General features: G+C 50.0%; 20 protein-coding genes, 1 tRNA gene and 1 riboswitch. Of the genes, 10 read left to right on the plus strand and 11 right to left on the minus strand.

Going from position 1 to position 24,082, the window contains the following annotated elements; all coding sequences use genetic code 11:
- Positions 1-289: 289 nt before the first annotated feature.
- Both KQI64_RS05110 and KQI64_RS05115 read left to right on the plus strand, forming a co-directional pair.
- A complete protein-coding gene (locus KQI64_RS05110) occupies positions 290-964 on the plus strand; it encodes a response regulator transcription factor (RefSeq protein ID WP_216523656.1) in 675 nt (224 codons plus the stop codon).
- Complete coding sequence (locus tag KQI64_RS05115; RefSeq protein WP_216523657.1) at positions 961-2,250, plus strand: sensor histidine kinase; 1,290 nt, start codon at positions 961-963, stop codon at positions 2,248-2,250. Before KQI64_RS05110 ends, KQI64_RS05115 begins: the two co-directional genes overlap by 4 nt.
- Before the next feature lie 46 nt (positions 2,251-2,296).
- On the opposite strand, the gene pulA (KQI64_RS05120) is transcribed toward KQI64_RS05115, so the two are convergent.
- The 9 genes from pulA (KQI64_RS05120) to KQI64_RS05160 form a co-directional block, all read right to left on the minus strand.
- Positions 2,297-5,491: a type I pullulanase gene (gene pulA / locus KQI64_RS05120; RefSeq protein ID WP_216523658.1), complete on the minus strand. Its 3,195-nt coding sequence runs from the start codon at positions 5,489-5,491 to the stop codon at positions 2,297-2,299.
- A gap of 58 nt (positions 5,492-5,549) precedes the next feature.
- Entirely contained in the window at positions 5,550-8,405 is a 2,856-nt protein-coding gene (gene pulA / locus KQI64_RS05125) for a type I pullulanase (RefSeq protein ID WP_216523659.1), read from the minus strand.
- Positions 8,406-8,585: 180 nt separating this feature from the next.
- Positions 8,586-8,969 (minus strand): metallopeptidase family protein, encoded by a 384-nt coding sequence (locus tag KQI64_RS05130; RefSeq protein WP_216523660.1) that lies wholly within the window; start codon positions 8,967-8,969, stop codon positions 8,586-8,588.
- Positions 8,970-8,986: 17 nt separating this feature from the next.
- Positions 8,987-10,084 carry an RNA polymerase sigma factor RpoD gene (gene rpoD, locus KQI64_RS05135; protein WP_216523661.1) on the minus strand — a complete coding sequence of 366 codons (1,098 nt, stop codon included), beginning with the start codon at positions 10,082-10,084 and terminating at the stop codon, positions 8,987-8,989.
- A gap of 29 nt (positions 10,085-10,113) precedes the next feature.
- Positions 10,114-11,874, minus strand: coding sequence for a DNA primase (dnaG, locus tag KQI64_RS05140; protein WP_216523662.1), 1,761 nt, complete (start codon positions 11,872-11,874; stop codon positions 10,114-10,116).
- 97 nt (positions 11,875-11,971) lie between these two features.
- Positions 11,972-12,607 carry a YigZ family protein gene (locus KQI64_RS05145; RefSeq protein ID WP_216523663.1) on the minus strand — a complete coding sequence of 212 codons (636 nt, stop codon included), beginning with the start codon at positions 12,605-12,607 and terminating at the stop codon, positions 11,972-11,974.
- A 65-nt stretch (positions 12,608-12,672) separates the two neighbouring features.
- Positions 12,673-12,876: a 50S ribosomal protein L31 gene (gene rpmE / locus KQI64_RS05150; RefSeq protein WP_092968808.1), complete on the minus strand. Its 204-nt coding sequence runs from the start codon at positions 12,874-12,876 to the stop codon at positions 12,673-12,675.
- 91 nt (positions 12,877-12,967) lie between these two features.
- Positions 12,968-14,911, minus strand: a complete 1,944-nt coding sequence (thrS, locus tag KQI64_RS05155; RefSeq protein ID WP_216523664.1) for a threonine--tRNA ligase — start codon at positions 14,909-14,911, stop codon at positions 12,968-12,970.
- A 308-nt stretch (positions 14,912-15,219) separates the two neighbouring features.
- Positions 15,220-16,554, minus strand: coding sequence for a procyclic acidic repetitive family protein (locus KQI64_RS05160; RefSeq protein ID WP_216523665.1), 1,335 nt, complete (start codon positions 16,552-16,554; stop codon positions 15,220-15,222).
- A 269-nt stretch (positions 16,555-16,823) separates the two neighbouring features.
- Positions 16,824-16,934: riboswitch (TPP riboswitch) on the plus strand.
- A gap of 63 nt (positions 16,935-16,997) precedes the next feature.
- On the opposite strand from KQI64_RS05160, the gene KQI64_RS05165 reads away from it, so the two are divergent.
- From KQI64_RS05165 to KQI64_RS05190, 6 genes are all read left to right on the plus strand, one after another.
- Entirely contained in the window at positions 16,998-17,294 is a 297-nt protein-coding gene (locus KQI64_RS05165) for a thiamine-binding protein (RefSeq protein ID WP_216523666.1), read from the plus strand.
- On the plus strand, positions 17,263-18,036 hold the full coding sequence (locus tag KQI64_RS05170; RefSeq protein WP_216523667.1) for an ABC transporter permease: 774 nt from the start codon (positions 17,263-17,265) through the stop codon (positions 18,034-18,036). The genes KQI64_RS05165 and KQI64_RS05170 overlap by 32 nt, the downstream gene beginning before the upstream one ends.
- Positions 18,037-18,051: 15 nt before the next feature.
- Positions 18,052-19,083 carry an ABC transporter substrate-binding protein gene (locus KQI64_RS05175; RefSeq protein ID WP_216523668.1) on the plus strand — a complete coding sequence of 344 codons (1,032 nt, stop codon included), beginning with the start codon at positions 18,052-18,054 and terminating at the stop codon, positions 19,081-19,083.
- Positions 19,084-19,824, plus strand: coding sequence for an ABC transporter ATP-binding protein (locus KQI64_RS05180; RefSeq protein ID WP_216523669.1), 741 nt, complete (start codon positions 19,084-19,086; stop codon positions 19,822-19,824). It begins immediately after the preceding gene.
- 144 nt (positions 19,825-19,968) lie between these two features.
- Positions 19,969-20,697: an ABC transporter ATP-binding protein gene (locus tag KQI64_RS05185; protein ID WP_216523670.1), complete on the plus strand. Its 729-nt coding sequence runs from the start codon at positions 19,969-19,971 to the stop codon at positions 20,695-20,697.
- An 11-nt stretch (positions 20,698-20,708) separates the two neighbouring features.
- The gene (locus KQI64_RS05190) at positions 20,709-21,635 is read left to right on the plus strand and encodes a SufB/SufD family protein (RefSeq protein WP_216523671.1); all 927 of its coding nucleotides are present in this window, start codon (positions 20,709-20,711) and stop codon (positions 21,633-21,635) included.
- Positions 21,636-21,670: 35 nt separating this feature from the next.
- Here KQI64_RS05190 and KQI64_RS05195 read toward each other — a convergent pair whose 3' ends face one another.
- Positions 21,671-22,129 (minus strand): TspO/MBR family protein, encoded by a 459-nt coding sequence (locus KQI64_RS05195; RefSeq protein ID WP_216523672.1) that lies wholly within the window; start codon positions 22,127-22,129, stop codon positions 21,671-21,673.
- Between the two features lie 142 nt (positions 22,130-22,271).
- Between KQI64_RS05195 and KQI64_RS05200 the strand changes: the two genes are divergently transcribed.
- Positions 22,272-22,345 (plus strand) — tRNA-Gly (locus KQI64_RS05200).
- Between the two features lie 236 nt (positions 22,346-22,581).
- On the opposite strand, the gene KQI64_RS05205 is transcribed toward KQI64_RS05200, so the two are convergent.
- The gene (locus KQI64_RS05205; RefSeq protein ID WP_216523673.1) at positions 22,582-22,926 is read right to left on the minus strand and encodes a hypothetical protein; all 345 of its coding nucleotides are present in this window, start codon (positions 22,924-22,926) and stop codon (positions 22,582-22,584) included.
- Positions 22,927-23,054: 128 nt separating this feature from the next.
- Here KQI64_RS05205 and KQI64_RS05210 point away from each other — a divergent pair, with 128 nt between their 5' ends.
- Positions 23,055-24,062 (plus strand): DUF2804 family protein, encoded by a 1,008-nt coding sequence (locus KQI64_RS05210; protein WP_216523674.1) that lies wholly within the window; start codon positions 23,055-23,057, stop codon positions 24,060-24,062.
- The last annotated feature ends 20 nt before the right edge of the window (positions 24,063-24,082 follow it).

Consider the following 24,082-nt stretch of genomic DNA (forward strand, 5'->3'; position numbering starts at 1 on the left):
GCCTCTGGAGAGCATAGCGTATGACCAATTTGTACTTCTTTCATCTGCATGCCGGCTATTCGATATTTCAAAATTTCTTTTGTGCAGGTATACAATTTTTTATCGTTCTGAATAGTTACTTTTATTTTTAATTTCCGCTGTTTTCCTTTGTTTGACTGAAGTATATCTTCTGAAACTTAAAAATACCTTAAATGCTCAAAAAAGTTTTTAAAAAAATTAATTAAGGATTTTTTAAGTATTGTCCTTTAGTATTGTAGATGTTAAAATACTATTATAAGGAGGCAGAACTATGCAGATATTGATAGTTGAGGACGAAAAGCGTTTGGCGGAAGCGCTGAAACAGATTCTTGTTGAACAAAAATATATGGCGGACGTTGTTTACGACGGCAACGACGGTCTTGATTACGGACTGAGCGGGATCTACGACCTGATCATTCTGGACATCATGATTCCCTACCGTGACGGCTTTGAGGTCGCGGCAGAGCTGCGCCGCAATAAAATAGAAACACCGATCCTGATGCTCACCGCGAAGGACGCCGTAAGCGACAAGGTGACCGGACTGAATCGCGGCGCCGACGATTATATGACAAAACCCTTTGCTCCGGAGGAGCTGCTCGCGAGGGTGAAGGCGCTGACAAGGCGCAGAGGCGAGGTCATGCTCGACGAGACTGGCTACGGAGATTTCAATTTCAACGCGTCAACAAGTATGCTCAGCAAGGGTGCCAAATCAGTCCACCTTAACTTCAAGGAGGCTGAAATTATTAAGCTGCTGATTGCGAACCGCGATATCATCATTTCAAAGGAGGATATCATCACAAAGGTTTGGGGTTACGATTCCGACGCCGGCTCAAACAACGTTGAAGCTTATATCTCCTTTTTACGCCGTAAGCTGAGCTTTATCCAGTCGTCAACGGAAATAAAGTCAATCAAAAAAGTCGGCTACAGATTGGAGCAGAAGTCATGATCAAAAAACTGAGATGGCGGATAGCTCTGATTAATCTGGGACTAATCGGTATTGTACTGATCGGGATTTTTACCGCCGTCTGTATCAATAACTTTTCTAACTCCTACAATGAGCTCGAGCACGGCTTGAACAGAGTGATTGATCGAAACAGTGCGGAAAAGGGCTTTGAACCCGCGACCGACGACAGCGGAAAGCCCGAAATGCCCTTTGATAAGAACGATAAGGACAGCTACAAAAACAAGCCCGATATCCGCGAAAACGCGCCTATGGAGATTTCATCATACGTTGTGGCGGAAACCGACAAGGACGGAAACATTGTCAGCAAGGAAGAAAGCAACGTTACAATTGACAGCGACGATCTGGAAAAATGCGTGGAAATCGCTCTTGCCCGTCAGGAAAAATCCGGACAGATCTCCGATTACAGCCTTATGTACGTTAAGAAAAGCGACCACGAAAAGACGCTGATTGTTTTTGCAGGCAACACCACGCTTTTTGAAAATCTCAGAAACTCGATCCTGATAAACACCGGGCTGTTCCTGGGAAGCATGGTAATAATTCTGTTCATAAGCTTGGGCTTGTCAAGACTCGCGGTCAATCCCGTCAAAAAAGCGTGGGAACAGCAAAAGCAGTTTGTCGCGGACGCATCTCACGAGCTGAAAACCCCTCTGACAGTCATTCTCGCGAACAACAATATCATGATGTCGCACAAGAGCTCGACGGTTGAGCAGGAGCAGAAGTGGCTCGAGAGCACCGAGGACGAAGCGCAGCATATGAAGCAGCTGATCGATCAGATGTTATTCCTTGCAAAATCGGACGCTGGCGAAAGCCATGTGCAGCTGTCGCAGGTCAATTTCAGCGAAATCGTAGAAGGTTCGGCGCTCAATTTTGAACCGGTAGCCTTTGAAAAGGAAGTTCTTATCGACACTGAAATCGCGCCTGACATCACGCTTGAGGGAAATCAGACGCAGCTCAATCAGCTCGCGCACATACTGATCGACAACGCGGTGAAGTACTCCGATGAAAACAGCGTTATAAGAATAATTCTTTCTAAGAAAAATGATTCCGTTGAATTCTCCGTAAACAACCGCGGAAACGTGATCTCAAAGGAAGATATCGACCACATTTTTGACAGATTCTACCGCGCGGAAAAATCCCGTACAACCAAAGGCTACGGACTCGGTCTTTCGATCGCAAAGAATATTGTTCAGAGCATGAACGGCAGACTGAGCGTGCAGAGCAATCAAGACGACGGAACCACATTCACGGCGGTATTCAAAACAAAATAGACGCAAAAAGCGGCGGCCTCGTTTGAGACCGCCGTTATTGTATTATTTATGCATAGAGACGCTTCGCGATAGGAGCGTTGGGATTTGTGTCGGGATTGTCGGTGTAGAAGGTTACGAAGTCGCCTGATTCAAGCTTGGAATCGTCGATAACCAGCCACATCTCGTTGTCAACATAGCCCTTATAGTCCTTTGTCTGAGTCTTGCCGGAGTTGGAAACGATAATGTTGTAGGAGCCTGCTCCTCTGTAGGTGAAGCCGTAATCGAACCAACCGTCGCCGTCATCGTCAGAAAGCTTAACGCCGGGCCACTTAGCCTTGTCGTCGGGCGAGTAATTGTACTTGTCATTGCCCTTAAGGTCTGCGCCCCAGATCCAGAGAGTGGGTGCCCATGTCTCGGAACCGTTGTGCTTAACGTGGAGCTTAACGTCGAGGCTGCCGGCTACATAGTAGTAGTCGATAACAAGGGGATTGCCGTAAGGAATCTTGCCCTCGGTAATGGAAGGATATCTTGTCTTATCGATCTGATAGCCCATTACATGATACTCTTCTGTTGTGAAATCGTCGCCTACTCTGCCTTCGATATTAATGGACTCGGTGAGCTTCTGCTGCTTGCCCTCTGCGTCATTGTAGAAGTAGTTGACCTCTACGCTGCCTGAGGATACAACATAACCGGCGATGAACTTCTGGAGCATTGTTGCGTCGGCAATGTTCACAGCGCCGTCGTAGTTGAAGTCGAGACCTGACTTCTTTTCGGGAGTAACGGAAACCATTTCCGCGAGAATGCGCTGGAACTCGGTAACGTCGGCAACGTTGATAGCGCCGTCCTCGTTCACATCGCCGTTGATGCGGAGATTCTCGGGAACATAGTCGGTATAGTAGAAAATTACCTTCTGGTCAGCCTCGGTATATTTGCCTTCAGCATCACCGTCTACATGGTCAAGCACATAGATGTTGCTTACGCCGGAAGAAGGCTCGCACTTATAGGATTCGCCGATGCCGCCCTGGAGAACCATGGAATTAGCAAGCTCCTTGTCGCCGTTGACATGGCGGTACTCGACCTTGACCTTACCCATGTTGGACTCGATCGGATTAGCGTCGAAGCTCTCCTTATCAACCGCGATCAAAGCGGATTTCGCGCCTACGTTAAAGGTGCTGCCGCTTACTTCCTTGATCTTGGAAACGCCCGCCTGATCGCCGTCAGCGATAACGACCCACTTTGTTACGGAAGTGTCAGCAATCTTGATATTCAACGCCTTGGACGCGCTGTTGTAGATGACAGCCATCTTTTTCCACTGACCGTCGGTATTGTTTGAAACAGTGAAGTTTACGTTGGTAGTGCTGAGATTGAGGTTCTTGGGATAATCAAAGGTGAACGCATCCTCAAAGCTCTTGTCGGCTGCAGTGAAGGGAGCAAAGTTCTCTCTGATCAGTCTGAGGCCCTTGTAATAGGATACCATATCCGCATAGTCAACCAGATTCTGCCATGTAATCTTATTGATTTCGGGCGAGCTCTTGTAGCTGTTGGTGTCGCCGTACTTGGTTCTGCAGAATTCCTGACCGGCGAGGTTAAAGAGAATACCCTGAGATGTGAACTGGATAGCCGCAGCCAGCTTGTTCATCGAAAGAACCGTATCATTTCTCTCACCGTATTTGCCGATACCCGTGCGGGCAATGATCTGGTCAATGCAGGTTGCGTTGTCGTGGCAGTCTGCATATGTAACGCACTGTGCCGGAGACTGAGCCAGCCAGCCGTTTTTGGCCTGAGAGTTAGCTCTTACGCCGTGACGGATATCCTTTGCTCTCTCAACGTTGCCGCCTACAAAACCGGTATCGTCAGCCTCGAATACTTTACCCTTGATACCGTCTCTGATTCCGTCGTTGAAGAACGCTACGCGCTCGCTGACCTTGTCTGCGTTGGCTTGAGTTGCCGGATAGAAATCCGCACCGGTGCAGGTTTTGGCTGCATAAGTGGAAGTGCCGCCTGTCCAGCCCTCGCCCCATACGGTGATGAGCGGATTGATCTTGTCGAGCTCGTCACGGATAATGTTCATGGTTTCGGTATCGATAAGGCCCATGAGGTCAAAACGGAAGCCGTCGACATGATACTCGTTTACCCAATAGAGACAGGAATCTACAATATACTTTCTGGTCATGGCTCGCTCAGAGGAAACCTCGTTGCCGCAGCCTGAGCCGTTTGAGAAGGCTCCGGACTTGAGCTGACGGTAGTAGTAATCAGGTACGGTAGCCTGGAAGCAGGAGCCTTCCTTGTCGCTCGCGTAGGTGTGGTTGTAAACAACGTCCATAACCACGCTGATGCCCGCGTTGTGGAGCGCCTGGATCATCTGTTTGCACTCGTTGATTCTTACGTTGCCGTCGTAGGGATTTGTGGAATATGAGCCTTCGGGAACGTTGTAGTTCTGAGGATCGTAGCCCCAGTTGAACTGGTCGTCAGAACCCGCCTCGTTGATCGACTGGAAGTCATAGAAGGGGTTGAGCTGAACAGTCGTTACGCCGAGCTCCTTGAGATAATCGATACAGGTAGAAATCTTGCCCTCGTTGTTCAGGGTTGTATTTTCTTCTGTGAATGCAAGATACTTGCCGCGGTTCGCCTCGCTGACGCCGGATGCGGTGTCATAAGAGAAGTCCTTGACATGAAGCTCCCAGACATAGCTGTCTGTGCTCTTTTCGGGAAGAACATGACCGTCCTTTTCCCAGCCCTTGGGGTTGGTGGATTTCAGGTCGCAGACCATTGAACGCTTGCCGTTAACGCCCGTAGCAACGGAGTAAACGTCCTGCGTCTCGGCTGTCTGAATCACGCCGCTCTTTGGATGAGCCGCTGTGATTGAATAGGTGTAATAGGTGTTCTTGATGTCGCCGGAAACGGTAGTTGTCCAAACGCCCGTCCACTTGTCGCCGTCCATCAGCTTCTCCATGGTTACGGTTCCGAGATTCTTGGCGCCGGTTTCCTTGTCTGAGCCTGTGGAATAGCGGTTGAGCTTTACCTCGGTTGCAGTCGGCGACCAAACCTTGAAGGTAGTTGACTGCGGGGTATACTGTGCTCCGAGGTCATTCCCGCTGTAGGTGTACTCTGCGTCAAGCGCTTCGTTGGCCTTGATGTAATCGTGCGAAGCGCCGGCTCCGGCACTGCCGTCATCAACAGCCGCGAAAGACGTTACTATGCTTGTTGACGCGAGCATACAGGCAGCGAGAACAGAAGCAATGATTTTCTTTGATGTTCTCATTTGAATACTCTCTCCTTTTTAAATTATCTTTAATTCCGCAAAAGCGGAAAATCTTAACTTATTCGTCGGTTTTCTCGATGATGTCCATCTTCTTTCTCAGGCGTTCCCTGCGAGTGTGACGTGAAAGGAACACGGACGCTATGCACAGGACTCCGATCACCCCGAGCGCGATAATAACGTACCTGAGCGCCTGAGCGTACGGGTCGGGACGCGAGGAATAGCGGAACAGCACGTTGATCTCGCCCTCGCGGAACACGCCCGTGAAGTTTTCGGGAAGCTCGATAAGATTGAGGTTCTCGTATTCGTTGTCGGGAAGGACGTACTCCTCTCCCGCGGCTCCGGTTATCGTGTTCTTCTCGATAATCCTGCCGTCGTCAGCCATGTAAACCGCGTTGACCACGCAGACTGACGGGTCGGTGTCGTCGGTCACTCTGGTATACTTGTAGTCAACGGTGATCTCCTCACCCTTCATCTCACCGGCTCCGTTTGAGGGAAGCTGGTCAAGTACGAGGCGGTAGCCTTCAATACTCGGGAGACGCGGAGTGAAATACGCGTTGCCCTCTCTGTTGCGGATAATAAACGAATCCTCAAGCTCAGAGCCGTTGATGTCGTCGATAAAGCGGATCGTAACATCGCACATCTTTCCCGCGAATTTCTCGACGTAAACATCGGCGTGCTTTACGGAATCGGTGAATTCTCCTCGGGAATCTCCCGAGGATGACTTTATATCGTAATTGAGCGCCGAAGCAAGCAAGCCTACGTCAAAGGTCTTGCCGATCGAATCCGACACAGCCTGAGTTTTGAGCTTTTCCTTTGTAGTATTATCGTAATAATTTACGATAACTATGCCCTCGTCGTCGGTAATTCCCGCCTTCTCGTAGCTGCTCTTGTCAATGAAAATCGCTGCCGAATGCGCCTTAACACTGAGATTTCCCGATGCGGTGCCGAGATTGCGCAGACCCGCGGTCTCCTCGTTGGCGATCTGGATCCACTCGCCCTCGACGCTGACATTCTGATCCTCGTCCGAGCCGTTGAATACTGCGCAGAGCTTATTCCATTTTCCGGCTTCCGTGTTTGGTACGACATAAGCGCAGACTCCGGCGGGAAGATTTTCAAGGGCAGTGACGTTGTTCGCTGTAACCGGGGTACTGTCGGAGAGCGCGGCGAAGTTTTCGCGGATTTTCAGGAGTCCGCGGTAATACTCAACTAAATCGCTGTAGTTTTCAAGGCTCTTCCAGTCGAGCATATTTTCCTCGCGGGACGATGAGAAGGAGTTCTCGTCGCCGTCCTTGCTGCGCGCGAATTCCTCGCCGCCGAGGAAGAACGGAATGCCCTGAGAGGTCATTACGATCGCTGCGGAGAGCTTGTTCATAGCGACGAGATCCTCGTGGCGGTCGCGGTAGGTGCCGTCTCCGTAAACGGAATCGACGAGCTTGTCATAAAGCGCGAGGTTATCGTGGCAGGACGCGTAGGTCACACACTGCGTAGGAGCGTTTGCCCAGCCTGTGCTCGCCTCGGACTGACCGAGGAAGCCCGTCTTGATGCCGGAGCGGTTCTTGCCGGTCTGGACAAATCCCTCTCCGCCGCCGAACACCTTGCCCTTTATCGCGTCGCGTATGCCGTCGTTGAAGGCGCCGATACGCTCGTTGAGCTGCTTGAGGTTGGTCTGGTTGGCCATAACGGTTCCGGGGTCGGCGTTGGTCTGCATGTTCCACGCCTCGCCGTACATAATGATCTGCTTGCCGCTGCCGTCCTCGTAAAGTCCGTCGAGCGCGTCGCGGATCGCGTTCATGGTTGTGACGTCGTGCAGACCCATCAGATCAAAGCGGAAGCCGTCTATGTGGTACTCCTTTGCCCAGTAGGTCACGGAGTCGATCATATACTTGCGGAACATAAGATGCTCGGAAGCGGTGTCGTTGCTGCAGCCCGAGCCGTTTGAGAACGTTCCGTCGGGGTTCATTCTGTAGTAATAATTCGGAACGCTGTACTGGAACCATGAATCGGTGGAATATGTGTGGTTGTAAACCACGTCCATTATAACGCCGATGCCCGCGTTGTGGAGCGCCTGGATCATCTGCTTGCATTCCTTGATTCGCACGTTGCCGTCATAGGGATTGGTTGAATACGAACCCTCTGGGCAGTTGTAGTTTACGGGATCATAGCCCCAGTTATACTGCTCCATGATATCCTTGCTCTCGTCAACCGAGCCAAAATCGTACATCGGCATGATCTGAACATATTTGACGCCGAGCTTTTTCAGGTAATCCACGCAGGTCGGTGTACCGCCCTGAACGCCGTCGACCGTAGTTCCGTTTTCGGTAAACGCGAGGAATTTGCCGCGGTGTGAGTCAATGACTCCGCTGTTCTCCGCCGAGGAAAAATCAGCCACGGAAATCTCCCAAACAGAAGCGTTGGTGGCGTGAGGCACAAAAATATGTCTGTCGTTTTCCCAGTTATCGGGATTGGTTTTGCTGAGGTCGACAACCATCGAACGCTTGCCGTTGACGCCGCAGCCCTTGGCGTAGATGTCGCCGGTGACATACTCGTCGTCGCCGTGCTTTACGGTGTAGGTGTAATACATGCCCGCAAGATCACCGTTTACACCGACTTCCCATACGCCGGTCTTTTTGTCGAACTTCATTTCCTTGGTCGCGACGGTCTCGCCGCCCTCGTCCTCGCTGCCCTTTTCATAAACATTGAGGACAACGCCGTCGGCATAAGGTGACCAAAGCTTGAAGGTAGTGCCTTTTTCGCTATAATCCGCGCCTAAATCGGTGCCGTTATAAGCCCATTTGTCAAGCTTTGCAGCGTATGCCTGATAGTCCTTTTCGCCTGCCGCGTTCGCCGCGGTCGCACACAGTCCACTCATCATAATCATACTCAGTACTCCCGAAATTATTCTTTTGAATTTCAACGCAATGCCTCCTATTTGGCGCATTTTATCATTCTCATTGTATCACAAATAACCAACAATAATAATTCTTTTTGCGAAATTTGCTCTTTGGGCAATCTATTTAGGTTGTAGAAAATTATTGTTCAATTATGTAAATATTGCACAAGAAAACGGACAGGCAATAATGACCTGTCCGTAAATTCATTTTTTCGGTTTTACTCCGTTCCGCTTTAGATAATCCAGAATCTGTTCGTCGTCCCAGATTCCGAGATCGTCGGTACCCGCAAGGTACTCGTTATGGTGCCGCACCTCATGATGAAGGATACGCGTGAGCTGTCGGTACAGCTCCTCCCTGCCGACTCTGCCGTAAATCTGTACGATCGAGCCGTAGTAAAAAACAATAGCGTTGCCCAGCGAATTGCGTATATACTCGCCGAGGATATACAGGTCATTATTGAGCGCCTGCGGATGGATTTTTGTCTGCGGCAAAAGCGATATGCCGCCGTTCAAGTCGCGGTAAAGCTCATACGGCATTGCGTCGGCGATTTGATCGAGCATCTGAGCGACTTCTTCAAACTCATACATAATTCTGATAAGGAATATTAATAATCAAGGTAATCCTTGAGTTTTCTGCTGCGCGAGGGGTGACGGAGCTTGCGGAGAGCCTTTGCCTCGATCTGGCGGATACGCTCACGGGTTACGTTGAACTCCTTGCCGACCTCCTCAAGGGTGCGGCTTCTGCCGTCCTCAAGACCGAAGCGGAGACGGAGAACCTTTTCCTCACGGGGAGTGAGCGTCGCGAGCACATCGGCGAGCTGTTCTCTGAGCATGGTGTGCGAGGCGGCGTCTGCGGGCGCCGGAGCGTCATTGTCGGGAATGAAGTCGCCGAGGTGGCTGTCCTCCTCCTCGCCTATAGGAGTTTCGAGAGAAACGGGTTCCTGAGCGACGCGCATGATTTCGCGCACCTTGTCGACCGGCATATCGATCTCCTCGGCAATCTCGTCAGGAGTGGGCTCGTGGCCGTTCTGGTGGAGCAGCTGGCTCTGCACCTTCTTGACCTTGTTTATGGTTTCTACCATATGTACGGGAATGCGGATAGTGCGCGCCTGATCAGCGATAGCTCTGGTGATAGCCTGGCGGATCCACCATGTCGCGTAGGTTGAGAATTTGAAGCCCTTGGTGTAGTCGAACTTTTCAACCGCCTTTATCAGACCGAGGTTGCCCTCCTGAATCAAATCGAGGAACTGCATGCCTCTGCCGAGGTAGCGCTTGGCTATACTTACAACAAGACGGAGGTTAGCCTCGCTCAGGCGCTGCTTCGCGGCAACGTCGCCGTTTGAGATACGTATCGCGAGGTCGACTTCTTCATCGGATGAAAGCAGCGGAACCCTGCCGATTTCCTTGAGGTAAACCTTGACGGGGTCGTCGATCGCAAGACCTGTGTCGGAAACCGGAGCCGAAGAATCATCATCCTTATTATCCTCATAGGGGATCTCGATATCCTCGATTTTCAGGTCGACCATGTCCTCGATGATCTCAATACCCTGAGCTTCAATGGTGTCATAGAGTTTTTCAAGCTTCTCGGGGTCCATATCGGCTTCGCCGATCGCGTCGAGAATATCCTGGTTAGTAAGCGAGCCCTTCTGCTTGCCTAATTCTACAAGCTCCTTTACCAGTGACCTTTTCTCCTGCTGTGCCATACGCACACATCCTTTCCTTCTATATCTGATTATTTTTTATTTTTCTTCATATTAGCGAAAAGCTTTGAGATATCGTCGCCCGTCATTGACGCAGTATCCTTCGGACGTTCGCTCTCCGCCTTGATTATGTTGATGTTTTCAAAAAGAGCCTGCGGGGTCTGGGAAATCCCCGAGTATTTCGATAAAATCTGATAGATCCTCGACCTCTCGTCATCGCTCAGATCGGCGGTGACATTGTTCATCGGATCAAGCCCCGAATCGATCCTTGAGCTGAAATACTCAAAATACCTTCTCATAAGGGAATTCTGAAAATCCTCCGCGGAAATGTACTGACGGATCGCCTTGAGCGAGTCGGGATTGTTTATCAGGTTAGCCAGAAGGCTTTCCTCGGCGCTGGTGCTTCTCAGCTTGGCGTGCCGCTCCTTGTCGATCTTATCATTCGTGCCGTTTAGCTCAGAACGGATTTTTCTCATTTCCCTGCGGCGATCCTCGCGCTTGCTTTTGGCGCTGAGGTTGTTGATCTGCAGATTGAAGGCGTTCTTATCAATCTCAAACTCCTTGCAAAGCTTTGAAACATACACATCGCGCTCAATCGGGCTTTTTATTTCCGAAATCAGCCTTGCCGCCGCCTCGAGGTAGCCTACCCTGCCCTCGGACGCGGCGAGGTTATAGTCAGCTCTCAGCTTCTGCAAACGGTAGTCGACGTCGTTGCCGCTCGCTTCTATTATCGCCTTAAAAGCGGCGGGTCCGTCGGCTCCCTTGGATTTTATGAATTCGTCGGGGTCCTTGCCGTTCGGAATCGAGAGCACCCTGATATTTAGCCCTGCGTCACGGAGAATCGGAATCGCTCTCGCCGTCGCCTTCTGACCGGCCTCGTCGGCGTCGTAGCAGATTATTATTTCGTCGGCGTAGCGCTTCATAAGGCTCGCCTGCTCTGAGGTCAGAGCAGTTCCGAGGGAAGCTACGGCGTTCTGGAAGCCCGCCTGATTGACGGAGATAACGTCCATATAACCCTCGCAAAGAATGAGCGCTCTGCTGCCCGAGTTCTTCGCGTTGTTCAGCGAGAACAGATTTTCGCTTTTCTTGAACACGGGAGTATCAGAGGAATTGAGGTATTTGGGCTTCTCGTCGGTCAATATTCTGCCGCCGAAGGCAATTACATTTCCGCGTAAATCAATGATCGGGAACATTACCCGTCCTCGGAAACGGTCGATAACGCCTTTGCCGCTGCGCCGCCTTACCGAAAGATTGGCGCTTATCAGCTCATCGTCCTTGAAGCCCTTTCCTTTGAGATAATCGCTTAACGCCGTCCAGCTGTTGGGAGCAAAGCCCAAGCCGAAGCGTCGGATAGTCTTGTCGGAAAGCATTCTGCGGCGAAGGTAATCCAAACCAGCCGTACCGTCGGGTGAAATCAGCGTTTTGTAATAAAAACGCGCCGCCTCGCGGTTTGCCTCAAAAATACGCTTGCGCAGATTGCTCATACTGCTGTCGTAGGAATTGTCAGGAACCTCCATTCCCGCGCGCTGGGCGAGAAAACGCACCGCGTCGAGATAATCGAGGTTTTCTATTTTCATTATAAACGAAATAACGTCTCCGGACGCGCCGCAGCCAAAACAGTAATAGTGACCGTCCTCGGTATAAACATTGAAGGACGGCGTTTTTTCACCGTGGAACGGACACAGTCCGACCAGATTCCTGCCGCGCCGTTTAAGACTCATATAGTTGGAAATGACCTCGGTGATGTCATTTCTCGCTTTCAAATCATAGATAAAACCCTCGGGAAAAGCCAAAAAAACGCCTCCTTTCCCTGAGTTCTTCTGATAAATGGTATTCTAATTATTATTACGCCGTTTTTTTCCGATATCCTTTAATATTTTTAAAAATTTTTCAGGAATTTACCGGCGTCATAAAATATGATTCTCCGTCGGATACCGCCTGAACCTCCCCCGAGGTCGCGTCGGCAAGCTTCTTGTTCAGCCCGTCAAGCATGCCGGGCGGAATGTGGAACTTGATTTTTACATCCGACTCGTAAATTGTATCGTCAACCGTCGCTCCGCTTTCCATTATGAGTGAGCTGACCTTTCCGTAGCGGGTGTAGCTGCACGAGGTTTCACAGAGCAGGCAGGACTGCATAAGCACGACGCCGCCGGACTCAAGGGCAATTTTGCTTCCCTGCGAATAAGCGCGGACCAGACCGCCCGTACCGAGCAGCACTCCGCCGAAATATCGGGTAACTACAACGCAAACGTCATAGATTTCGTTCTTGACGATGACGTCCAGCACAGGCATTCCCGCCGTTCCCGATGGCTCGCCGTCGTCGCTGTAGCGCTTGATATTTCCCTCCCGGAGAGAATAGGCATAAACGTTATGTCTTGCGTCCCAGTGCTCGCTGCGCTTCTGATTTATGAACGCAACAGCCTCCTCCTCGGTTCTGACAGGCTTGACATATCCGATAAACCGCGAGCGCTTCTCGACAAATTCATCGCTCGCTTCATTTGCCACGGTCTTATAATCCTTGTTCACGGCGGTTCCCCTCCCCAAACGAAAATAAGGCGACACAAGCGTGCCGCCTTTGAGCTTCGAAAAACTTATTTCGCAATGTTGAAACGCTTCTTGAATCTGTCAACACGTCCGCCTGTATCAACAAGCTTCTGCTTTCCTGTGTAGAAAGGATGGCACTTTGAGCAGATTTCAACGCGGATATCTTTCCTTGTTGATCCTGTTTCAATAACATTACCGCATGCGCAAGTGATTGTGGTCTGCTCATACTTAGGATGGATGTTTTCTTTCATTCTTTTCACCTACTTCTTTACACAATTAACAGATAGATTATACTACATCTATTTACAAATTGCAAGAGTTTTTTTCAAATTTGCGATATTTTTACTTGATCGCCTTTGTTTCGATCTCTTCCTTGGCAAGAGCGATAAAATCAGAAAGCTGCATTGCTCCGAGATCGCCCTCTTTTCTGTGGCGGACGGAAACAGTGCCTGCCTCGATATCCTTGTCGCCTACGATGAACATGTAGGGAACCTTCTCGAGCTGTGCCTCGCGGATCTTGTAGCCGATTTTCTCGCTTCTGCTGTCGACCTCAACGCGGAAGCCCTCAGCCTCGAGCTGCTTCTTGATCTCGTATGCGTAATCGAGGTGTCTGTCGGCAACAGCCAGCAGCTTGATCTGAGTAGGCGCGAGCCAGAGCGGGAAAGCGCCGGCGTACTTCTCGATAAGCAGCGCAAGCGTTCTCTCGTAGCAGCCGATAGAGGTGCGGTGGATGATGAAGGGATGCTTTTTCTCACCGTCGCGGTCAACGTATTCCATGTCGAACTTCTCAGCGAGGTACGGGTCGATCTGAATTGTAATAAGGGTATCCTCTTTGCCGTACACGTTCTTGATCTGGATATCGAGCTTGGGTCCGTAGAACGCAGCCTCGCCTACGCCGATCTCGTACTTGATTCCGAGGTGGTCGAGGATCTTGCCCATCATATCCTGAACATTGTCCCACTCCTCCTGAGTGCCGATATACTTTGTGCGGTCGTCGGGATCCCACTGCGAGAAGCGATAGGAAACGTCCTCGTACAGACCGACTGTCTTGAGCATAAACGCCGCAAGCTCTACGCACTTTTTGAACTCGTCCTCGAGCTGCTCGGGAGTACACATCAAATGGCCCTCGGAAATTGTGAACTGACGGACGCGGATAAGTCCGTGCATCTCGCCCGAAGCCTCATTTCTGAACAGCGTGGAGGTCTCGTTATATCTGAGAGGAAGGTCGCGGTATGAACGCTGCTTGTTGAGATATGCCTGATACTGGAAGGGACAGGTCATCGGACGGAGAGCGTAAACCTCGCTGTCACTGTCGGGGTCGCCGAAGATGAACATGCCGTCCTGATAGTGATCCCAGTGACCGCTGATCTTGTATAGATCGCTCTTAGCCATGAAGGGAGTCTTTGTGAGCAGCCAGCCGCGCTTCTGCTCCTCATCTTCAACAAAGCGCTGGAGAAGCTGGATAACTCTCGCGCCCTTGGGAAGAAGAATGGGCAGACCCTGACCGATATAGTCTACGGTTGTAAAGAAGCCCATCTCTCTGCCGAGCTTATTGTGGTCGCGCTTGCGGGCTTCGGCGAGCTGAGCGAGGTGCTCCTCGAGCATGGAAGCCTTCGGGAAAGCGACGCCGTATACGCGGCAAAGCTGCGCCTTGCTCGCGTCGCCGCGCCAGTAAGCGCCGGTGCAGTTTGTCAGCTCTACAGCCTTGATGGGAGCGACGCTCATGAGGTGAGGTCCCGCGCAGAGGTCTACAAACTCGCCCTGCTTATAGAAGCTTATGTTTTCGCCCTTGTCCGTATGCTCCTTGGCGAGCTCGACCTTATAGGGCTCGTCCATCTCGGTGAGCTTCGCAACAGCCTCGTCGGGAGCAAGCTCAAAGCGGCTGATTTCAAGGCCGGATTTAACGATTTTCTTCATCTCAGCCTTGATTTTTTCCAAGTCCTCAGCTGAGAAGGGCTTTTCTACGTCGAAATCATAGTAGAAGCCGCTGTCGATAGCGGGACCGATAGCGCACTTGGCGTTCGGATAAAGTCTTTTTACCGCCTGAGCAAGTACGTGGGAAGCGGAATGCCAGAACGCTTTCTTACCCTCCTGATCGTCAAAGGTAAGCAGCTCAACCTTGCTGTCCTCCTGGATCGGGGTGCGCAGATCGCATACAACGCCGTTGACTTTTGCGGCGCAAACGGACTTGTAAAGTCCCATACCTATTGATTTGGCGATCTCTGCGGGCGATACTCCGGCGTCAAATTCCCTGACGACGCCGCCCTTTAACTCAATGTTGATCATCTTTCATTCTCCTTTATCTGAAAATATAATTTTATAAAAAAAGCCCCAATATTCCAAAAAGGAATATTGGGACGAAGTTACTCGTGGTTCCACCCAAGTTCGACAGATTAATCTGTCCTCAAAAACCTTAACGCGGTCAACACGCCGCGCCATTTCCTGCGCGGGCTCAAAGGCGGTAAGCAACAGCACCGGATACAGGGCTTTCACCAAACGCTCTGCTCTCTGGAAAACGGCTGACTGAGGCTCATGTCCTTATCAACGCTTTGTTTTATTGATTTATCATATCACTGAAATCTCTGTTTGTCAACTCAAATTTTGCTGTTAAGCTCATCGAGCAAATCAGAAACGTCGCTGCGTGATTTTTTCACGGGAGCGGGCTGAGCTTTCTGAACAGGTCTTTTGTCTGCAACAGGCTCGGGCTTTGCTTCTGCAACAGGCTCGGGTTTAGTCTCGACAACAGGTTCGGGCTTTGCTTCTGCAACAGGCTCAGATTTGGGTTCAACCGCAGACTGAATATTATTCGAGTATCCGACAACAAAATCGCTGTCATCGGTTCTTTCCCTTTCCTTGCTTGTCAGGTAAGGAACCGGCTCGTCGTCCTTGGGAGCCTGATAACCGATGATAAAATCATCAAGTCCCTGAGCGTTCTGATAGTAATCAGAAGGTCTGATATCTTCAACTTCCTCGGGTTCATCCACGGCGTTCTCTGTAGATTCGGCTTTTGAAGCGGCTGCGGACTTGTCGTCGGAAAACACCAGATCGTCATAGCTTTCTGTCTTGATATACTTCTTCTCTTCCTTGCCGATCTCTTCGGAATTAGGAAGTCCGTCGATCACCTTGAGCTCGTCCTTGGTAGGAGCATTGAAAGCCATTTCGGCGATAAATGCGACCGCGTATGCGCCAAGTACAAAGAACATCGCAGCATTGAAGATCGAGGTGTAGCCGCCGCCTTCTCTAAGACCGGTGAAAAGTCTGTAGAGGCTGTAGGAAAGCGAAAGCGCGGCAGCGGGCAAGCCGTAGATAAAGCAAGCCTTGACCGGACTTCTGCCCTTGACCCTTGAAAGGACCATCGCGTGGGAGAAATAGTAGAGAGTGAGGAAAATGAAGCAGAACAGCGGGGTCATATCCGTAGAGGAAATAGACACCTTGGTAGCCTCAAGAAACTCATATACGATCTCTGTGCAACCCCAGATAGCCGGGAAAATAAAAAGCGTGGAGATACCCGAAACAACGGTTTTTCCCTGCAGATGAATACGGGTCATCAGGAACAGCGCAATACCCGCCGGAATAGAAGCGATCGCGCTGATAAGCGACATTACGTAATACTCTGAATCGGTAGTGTTGTTCATAAACGTCGCAACGGAGCTTGCGATGACAAGCGCACCGGAAAGTGCGGATAAAATACCTGCCGCGGGATTCTTTTTGACAGGATATACAGGTGAGGTTTTCCTGTCAAATATATTGATGACGATACAAGCGACAAAGAGTACTGCCGCGATTCCTATTGCTGTGTAAGACACAACCATTTTGTCCATTCCCAGGAAATGACCGCTGTCGTCCGCGCCGAAAATACTCATAACGCGAAAAAAAATCATTGCAAGAGCAGCGGGAATGAAGGGAATAAGCGTAAATTTTACTTTCATAAAACTCTCCGTTCTGAAAATGAGCTGCTGTACAGGGCTATTATACCCTGAATACGTACATATTATATTGTAAGACAAACATGCGCCGTTGTCAAGAAATATTTAATTACAAAGTATGGCGCTGTAATCACAAAAATCTTGTGCGAAATAAAAGGTTGATCGGGGTTTTAGCCCTTTTGCCCGTTACGGAAACGGTTTACGCGGCAATACTGCAAGTTCAGATAAAATTTTCGCTTGACATATGCGGAAAATAGTTGTATTCTATTAATAAATAAACGCAGGGGTGTCCGCTGAAGCGGGCTGAGAATGGGCTGATTCGTCCTTACCCTCTAACCTGATTCGGATAATGCCGACGTAGGAAGCTCGTTTCATAACGTATTTTTTGAGCGCCGCGGCAATCCGCAGCGCTTTTATTTTTCAAAAAACAGAAGGAGTAATCAAAAATGAACGCAAGCGTAGCAATCCAGACTCTGCCCGAAGCCAAAAACGACGACGAGCTCATCCGCATAGTCGATGAGGTCATCGACTATATCAGGAGCACCGGTCTGAACTATTATGTAGGTCCCTTTGAAACAGCCATCGAGGGCGATTACGACGAGCTTATGGATATCGTCAAGGAGTGCCAGCACATCGCGATAAGAGCAGGCGCGCCTTCCGTCCTCGCATACATCAAAGTGACGTACAAGCCCGAGGGAGATGTGCTGACCATTGAAAAGAAAGTTACCAAACATCACCAATAAATTTCTCCTGCCGCTGTCGGCAATAGTCCTCCTGCTTGTAATCTGGCAGGCGGTCAGCATGGCGGAGCTTGTGCCTTCGTTCATGCTGCCCTCGCCCGTACAGGTAGTGCAGGCATTGATTTCGGACTTTCCGCTTCTGCTCAGTCACGCGGGTGTGACGCTGCTGGAAACCTTCATCGGATTGATCATCGGCATCGTCGTGGGCTTCGGTCTCGCGGTGCTTATGGACAGGTACTCAATTCTCAGGCACGCGTTCTATCCTCTGGTTGTGCTTACGCAGACGATCCCCACCGTGGCGATAGCGCCGCTTCTGGTGCTGTGGTTCGGTTACGAGATGCTGCCGAAGATTATACTCATCGTGCTGGTGGTATTCTTCCCCATCGCGGTCAATATGCTCGACGGCTTTCGGTCGGTGGACAAGGACACGATAAGCCTTCTGCGCTCAATGGGCGCGGGAGACAGGCAGATATTCCGTTACGTAAAATTTCCCGCGGCTCTCGGAGAGTTTTTCGCGAGTCTGAAAATATCCGTTTCATACGCGGTCGTCAGCGCTGTCATTTCCGAATGGCTCGGCGGCTTCAACGGACTGGGAGTTTATATGACAAGGGTCAAAAAGGCATATTCCTTTGACAAAATGTTCGCGGTCATTTTCCTGATTTCGGCGCTCAGCCTGATTCTGATGTGGCTTGTAAAGCTTTTGCAGAAAAAATGTATGCCTTGGGATAACAGAAAAGGAAAATAGAAGGAGTATTCAATTATGAAAAAAAGAATTCTTGCCGCTGTCATGGCGGCAGCAATGCTGACGCTCGGTATGGCGGGCTGCGGCAGCAGCACAGGCAGCAGTGAAAAAAGCAGCGAAGCGACAACCGCCGCTTCAGCCGAAAAAACAAAAATCACCTTCGTTCTCGACTGGACGCCGAATACAAACCACACAGGTCTGTATGTTGCTCAGGAGAAGGGTTATTTTGACGAGGCGGGTCTTGACGTTGAGATCGTTCAGCCTCCCGAGGACGGAGCCGAGGCTCTTGTCGGCACAGGCAAGGCTCAGTTCTGCATGACCTTCCAGGATACCATGCTTCCGACCGTTGTCGGCGACACAAAAATGCCTATTGCGGCGGTCGCGGCAGTATTACAGCACAACACCTCCGGCATTATCTCGCGCAAGGGCGAGGGCATTGACACTCCTAAGGGAATGGAAGGCAAAAAGTACGCAACATGGGATCTGCCCGTTGAGAAGGCGACCCTCAAGCAGGTCATTGAGGACGACGGCGGCGACTTTGACAAGGTCGAGCTGATTCCCAGCACCGTTACCGACGAGGCTTCCGCTCTGCAGAGCAAGTCCGTAGACGCTATCTGGGTTTACTACGGCTGGGCAGGCATCGCCACAAAGCTCAAGAACGTCGACACCGACTACTTCTACTTCAAGGACATCAACCCCGTTTTCGACTACTACACCCCTGTTATCGCGGGCAACACCGACTGGATGAACGCGAATCCCGACAAGGCAAAGGCTTTCCTCACAGCGCTGAAAAAGGGCTATGAGTACAGCATCGAAAACATCGAGGACGCTTCCGACATTCTTCTCAAGGCTGCTCCCGAGCTTGACAAGGACCTTGTTGTAGAGAGTCAGAAATACATGGCTGACCAGTACAAGGCTGAGGTCGAACAGTGGGGCTACATCGACGCAGCTAGATGGAACGCTTTCTACAACTGGATCAACGAGAAAAAGCTCCTCGAAGTCGAGATCCCCGAGAACACGGGCTTTACAAACGAATATCTGGAGAAATAAATGAACAGGCTTGAAGCCAGAAACATCACATTTTCATATGACAATAAGGTCAATGTGATCGAAAACATTCAGCTGTCCGTCGGCGAAGGCGAGATCGTCTGTCTGCTCGGAGTTAGCGGCGGCGGAAAAACGACGCTGTTCAACGTCATTTCCGGTCTGAAGCATCCGCAGCAGGGCGAAATTCTTCTGAATGGCGAAGACATAACGGGCATACCTGGAAGAATAAGCTATATGCTTCAGAAGGACTTGCTTCTTCCCTACCGCACTATCGAGGCAAACGCCGCGCTGCCACTGATTATCAGAGGCGTAAAAAAGAAGGAAGCCATACCGAAGGTCAACCCGTATTTCGCAGAATTCGGTCTTGAGGGCACTCAAAAAAAATACCCGTCCGAGCTTTCGGGAGGTATGCGGCAGAGAGCCGCTCTGCTGAGGACGTATATGGCGTCAAACAGCGTCGCCCTGCTCGACGAGCCGTTCAGCGCGCTCGACACACTCACCAAGAGCGACATGCACCGATGGTTTTTGAACGTAATGGAAAAAATCGACCTGTCGATCCTGTTTATAACCCACGATATCGACGAGGCGATCCTGATTTCGGACAGGATTTATCTGCTCTGCGGAAAGCCCGGCACGATCGCCGACGAGATCGTCATAAGAGAGCCTAAGCCGAGAAGATCAGATTTCAATCTTACAGACGAATTTTTGCAATACAAAAGGGAAATAATAAGTAAGCTGTGCTAAGCTTAACATAAACGCCTTGTCCGGTAATATTGCCGGGCAGGGCATTTATTTTATTATTCCAACAATACCGCCCGTTTTCACTTGCTTTTTGTCCATATTTGTTATATAATATTAATTTGAAAAAACTATTTGGGAGATTACTATATGCTGGAACTGAAAAACCTCTCCTTTTGCGTCGATGAGAACGGCAGTCAGAAGGAAATCCTCCACAACTTGAATTTAAAAATCGACAACAGCCGTTTTGTCGTTATCACGGGCCCGAACGGCAGCGGAAAGTCAACCCTCGCAAAGCTGATTATGGGTATCGAAAAGCCTACCTCGGGCAAGATTTTCTTTGACGGCGAGGACATCACGGAGTTTTCCGTCACCGAACGCGCAAAGCGCGGAATCAGCTTTGCATTTCAGCAGCCTGTCCGCTTTAAGGGAATCCGCGTTCACGACTTGCTCAGACTCGCCTCGGGCAAGGACATTTCTATCGCAGAAGCGTGCAACTATCTCTCCGAGGTCGGACTTTGCGCAAGGGATTATATCGAGCGTGAAATCAACTCCTCGCTCTCGGGCGGTGAGCTAAAGCGCATTGAGATCGCCACTCTTCTCGCCCGTCAGACAAAGCTGAGCGTATTTGACGAGCCGGAAGCGGGAATCGACCTCTGGAGCTTCCAGAATCTTATACGCATCTTTGAAAACATGCAGAAGGAAATCAAGGACAGCTCTATCATCATTATTTCACATCAGGAAAGAATTCTGCGCATAGCTGACGAAATTATCCTGCTCTCTGGCGGAACGATCAAAAAGCAGGGCAGCGTTGACGATGTTCTTCCGGAGCTTATCGGCACAACGGCGGCGGTCGACGCCTGCGAGAGATTAAAGTAAGGAGGCGCGAAATGTTAGGCTTGGACGATATTTCGAAAATGATACTGAACGAGGTCGCCGACATCACCGACGAACCGAAGGGAGCCTATAACTTCCGCGTCAACAGCGGTCTTGCGGGCAGAAACACAACTGAAAACATAAATATAGTTTCAAAGGAAAACGGCTCCGGCATCGATATTTTCATAAAACCCGGCACCAAGGGCGAGGACGTGCATATTCCTGTCGTAATAAGCGAAAGCGGCGTCAAGGAAAAGGTCTATAATGACTTTTTCATCGGAGACGACTGTGACGTTACTATCGTTGCAGGCTGCGGAATCGACAACTGCGGTGCTCACGACTCGCAGCACGACGGAATCCACCGTTTCTATGTGGGCAAAAACTCGCGCATAAAGTACGTTGAAAAGCACTACGGCTCCGGAAACGGAGATGGCAAGCGCATTCTCAACCCCGTCACCGAGGTTTACATGGAAGAAAACGGCGTTATGGAGATGGAAATGGAGCAAATAAAGGGCGTTGACTCCACCGACCGTATGACCATAGCCGAACTCAAGGCAGGCGCAAAGCTTCTGATTAAGGAACGTCTTATGACTCACGGCAATCAGACTGCCGTCAGCGGCTACAAGGTATCGCTCAACGGCGAAGGCTCCACCGCCGATGTTGTTTCGCGTTCTGTCGCGAGAGACACCTCGGAGCAGACCTTCAACGCCTGTATCGCGGGCAACGCTCCGTGCAGCGGTCACACCGAATGCGACTCTATCATCATGGACAGCGGCAAAATCCTCGCTATTCCCTCTCTGGAGGCAAACAATGTGGACGCTATGCTCGTTCACGAGGCTGCTATTGGCAAAATCGCGGGCGACCAGCTTATCAAGCTGATGACCCTCGGTCTGACGGAAGCGGAAGCAGAGCAGCAGATCATAAACGGATTTTTGAGCTGATAAAACGGCGGCAGTACAAAACTGCCGCCTGATTTTTATCTGTTCAAAAGGTACACGCCGAGGTTGAGGTAGGTCGCGAAAATCACCCAAACAGTATAGGGTATCTGCAAAAGTCCGGCGGTTCTGTCCTTTGCGTAGAATCTGAAAAGCATTGTCACCACAAGCACGTCGAGAAGGATAATCCAGAAAAACGCGAAAAGTCTCCATTTGAGCAAAAAGAACGCTATCGGCCACAGGAGATTTACGCCGAGCTGTAAATAGTAAATCAGTGAAACAGAGGACTCGGGTTTTCCCTTCTGTCTTATCATCGCGTAGGACACACCCATAAGCGTATACAGAATCGTCCAGACTATCGGGAATAAAATACCCGGCGGCGACAGCGGCGGCTGATTGAGTTTATCGTAATCCATGGAACCCATTGTCAGGAATCCGACCACCGCACCGAGGAGCAACGGCACCGCAATCGCGGAAGCGTAATTTCGCAGCTTTGACATAGAATCTCTCCGTTTTCGTAGTATTTACTATTAGTATACTGAATGGAAATACAGATTATTCACAAGATAAAAAAATCTTTTTTACTCCGAAAAACTTGACAACACAAACAAAGAATGCTATAATAATCAATGTTGCAGATATGCGGATGTAGTTTAGTGGTAGAACTTCAGCCTTCCAAGCTGATCGTGAGGGTTCGATTCCCTTCATCCGCTCCACGCAAATGGCACTCATCAAGGGTGCCATTTTTGCGTGGAGCGAATAGATGAAGGGAATCGAAGGCGACCATGCCGAGCGCAGCGAGGTAAAAGCGTCACGGTGGGACGTTTTTAGGGAGAGAGTTGATGATACCTGTCACATCGCACTGAACCCATAATGCGACAGCAACGCTCATTCTCTCGCCCGCAGCACTTCATCAGCTGTGGACACGGAATCGAACGGGCGTTAAGAATAATCATTTTTCCTTATCAAGCGTGATCGTACCTCCACCGTAGGTAAGCTTCAGCTCATCACCCATCGGCTGATAATCAAAGCCGTAATTGAGCGACAGCGATGGAACAAAAATCACTATACTTTTATTGTCAATCACGCATTTGCCTGAAATCTCTATGTTCTCGCCGGCGCTGTCAACCGTAAACACCGCGCTGTCGCCGTCAAAGCTCAGCCTGACCTGCGCACCGCCGTCAAGCGTTTTGCTCCATGAATAATTGCACAGCTCGTCTATACTGCCCGAGGCGCTTTGGGTGCAGCCGCAGAGAAATATTGCGCACAGGATAAATAAAAGTAAATATTTTCTCAATTATTTCACACCTTCCCGTACAAACTATTCTTTGGGAAGGTTTCTTATTACAGTTTTGTTAATATTCTTGAAAAGCAAAATAAAGTCTGATATATTCTATATGACAAAAACGGTTTGGAGTGATTTGATTGCAGCGTGAGATTTTTGAGCCCTGCAATATTTTTGAGGAGAACGGAGCGGTCATGCAGGCAGGCTGGTCGAGAACGCCTGTCTTTATCCGTAATGACGAAAACGGAAAATCCGTCGCAAAGCACTGCGAGCGTGAGATCTTCTTTATAAATAACGGAGAGGTTTCGCTCTATCTCGCGGTGGAAAATTACGTCAAAGAGCTGAATATAAAAATCGCCGTGGCGGATTTGAAGCACGGCGGAGTAATCAGCGATAGTATCAACAAGAAGCTGCGGTTTTCAAAGGTCGAGCTTCCGTGCGACGAGAACAGCGGCGAGTTTTTCTTCGAGGACAAGGGAGTCACTCTCAAGCTGACAAATACTATCGACGGCAGATATATCAGGTGCGCTTACAGGGAATTCGGCGGTTTCGATGATTTTTACTGCAATATATTTCTTAAAAGGAATATTATCGAAAATCTGAACGCTCTTGCGCCGTTTGAGCGCAACCGTAAATACTACTATTTCAAGAGATTTATGCCGTGCTACACCGCTCAGGGAGCAATAAAGGTCGGCGGCATTGAATATTCTATATTAGAAAATACCGCCCGAGCCTACATCGACAAAACAAGATATTTCAAGCCGCGCGAGCACAGTTATCAAAGGCTCTCAGCTGACTGTATTCTGGGCGGCAAACGGTTTTCGCTGAACCTCGCGAGCCGCGTCGGAGATAACCGTTACGGAAACGAGAACTGCTTTTTCTACGACGGCAAGCTTGAAAAGCTTTCGCAAATCACTGTCAAGGGTACTCCGAACCGCATTGACAGACCGTATTACTACAAGGGCGGAATGTCGGCGCTGGATATCATGTTCAAGCCCTTCACCGTGAGGGGCGAGGCGATGTCCGCGAAGCTCGGAAGCACCACTATCATCTTCGGAAGGCTGTACGGCACGATCAACCGCATAGACTACGACAAACCGCTTGAGCTAGACAACGCGCAGGCGCATATGATTTTTTCTGAATTTTAAAATGACTGCGGCGGTTCACA

It is taken from the genome of Lachnoclostridium sp. MSJ-17 (genome assembly GCF_018918205.1).
In the GTDB taxonomy this organism is placed as follows: domain Bacteria; phylum Bacillota; class Clostridia; order Oscillospirales; family Acutalibacteraceae; genus Ruminococcoides.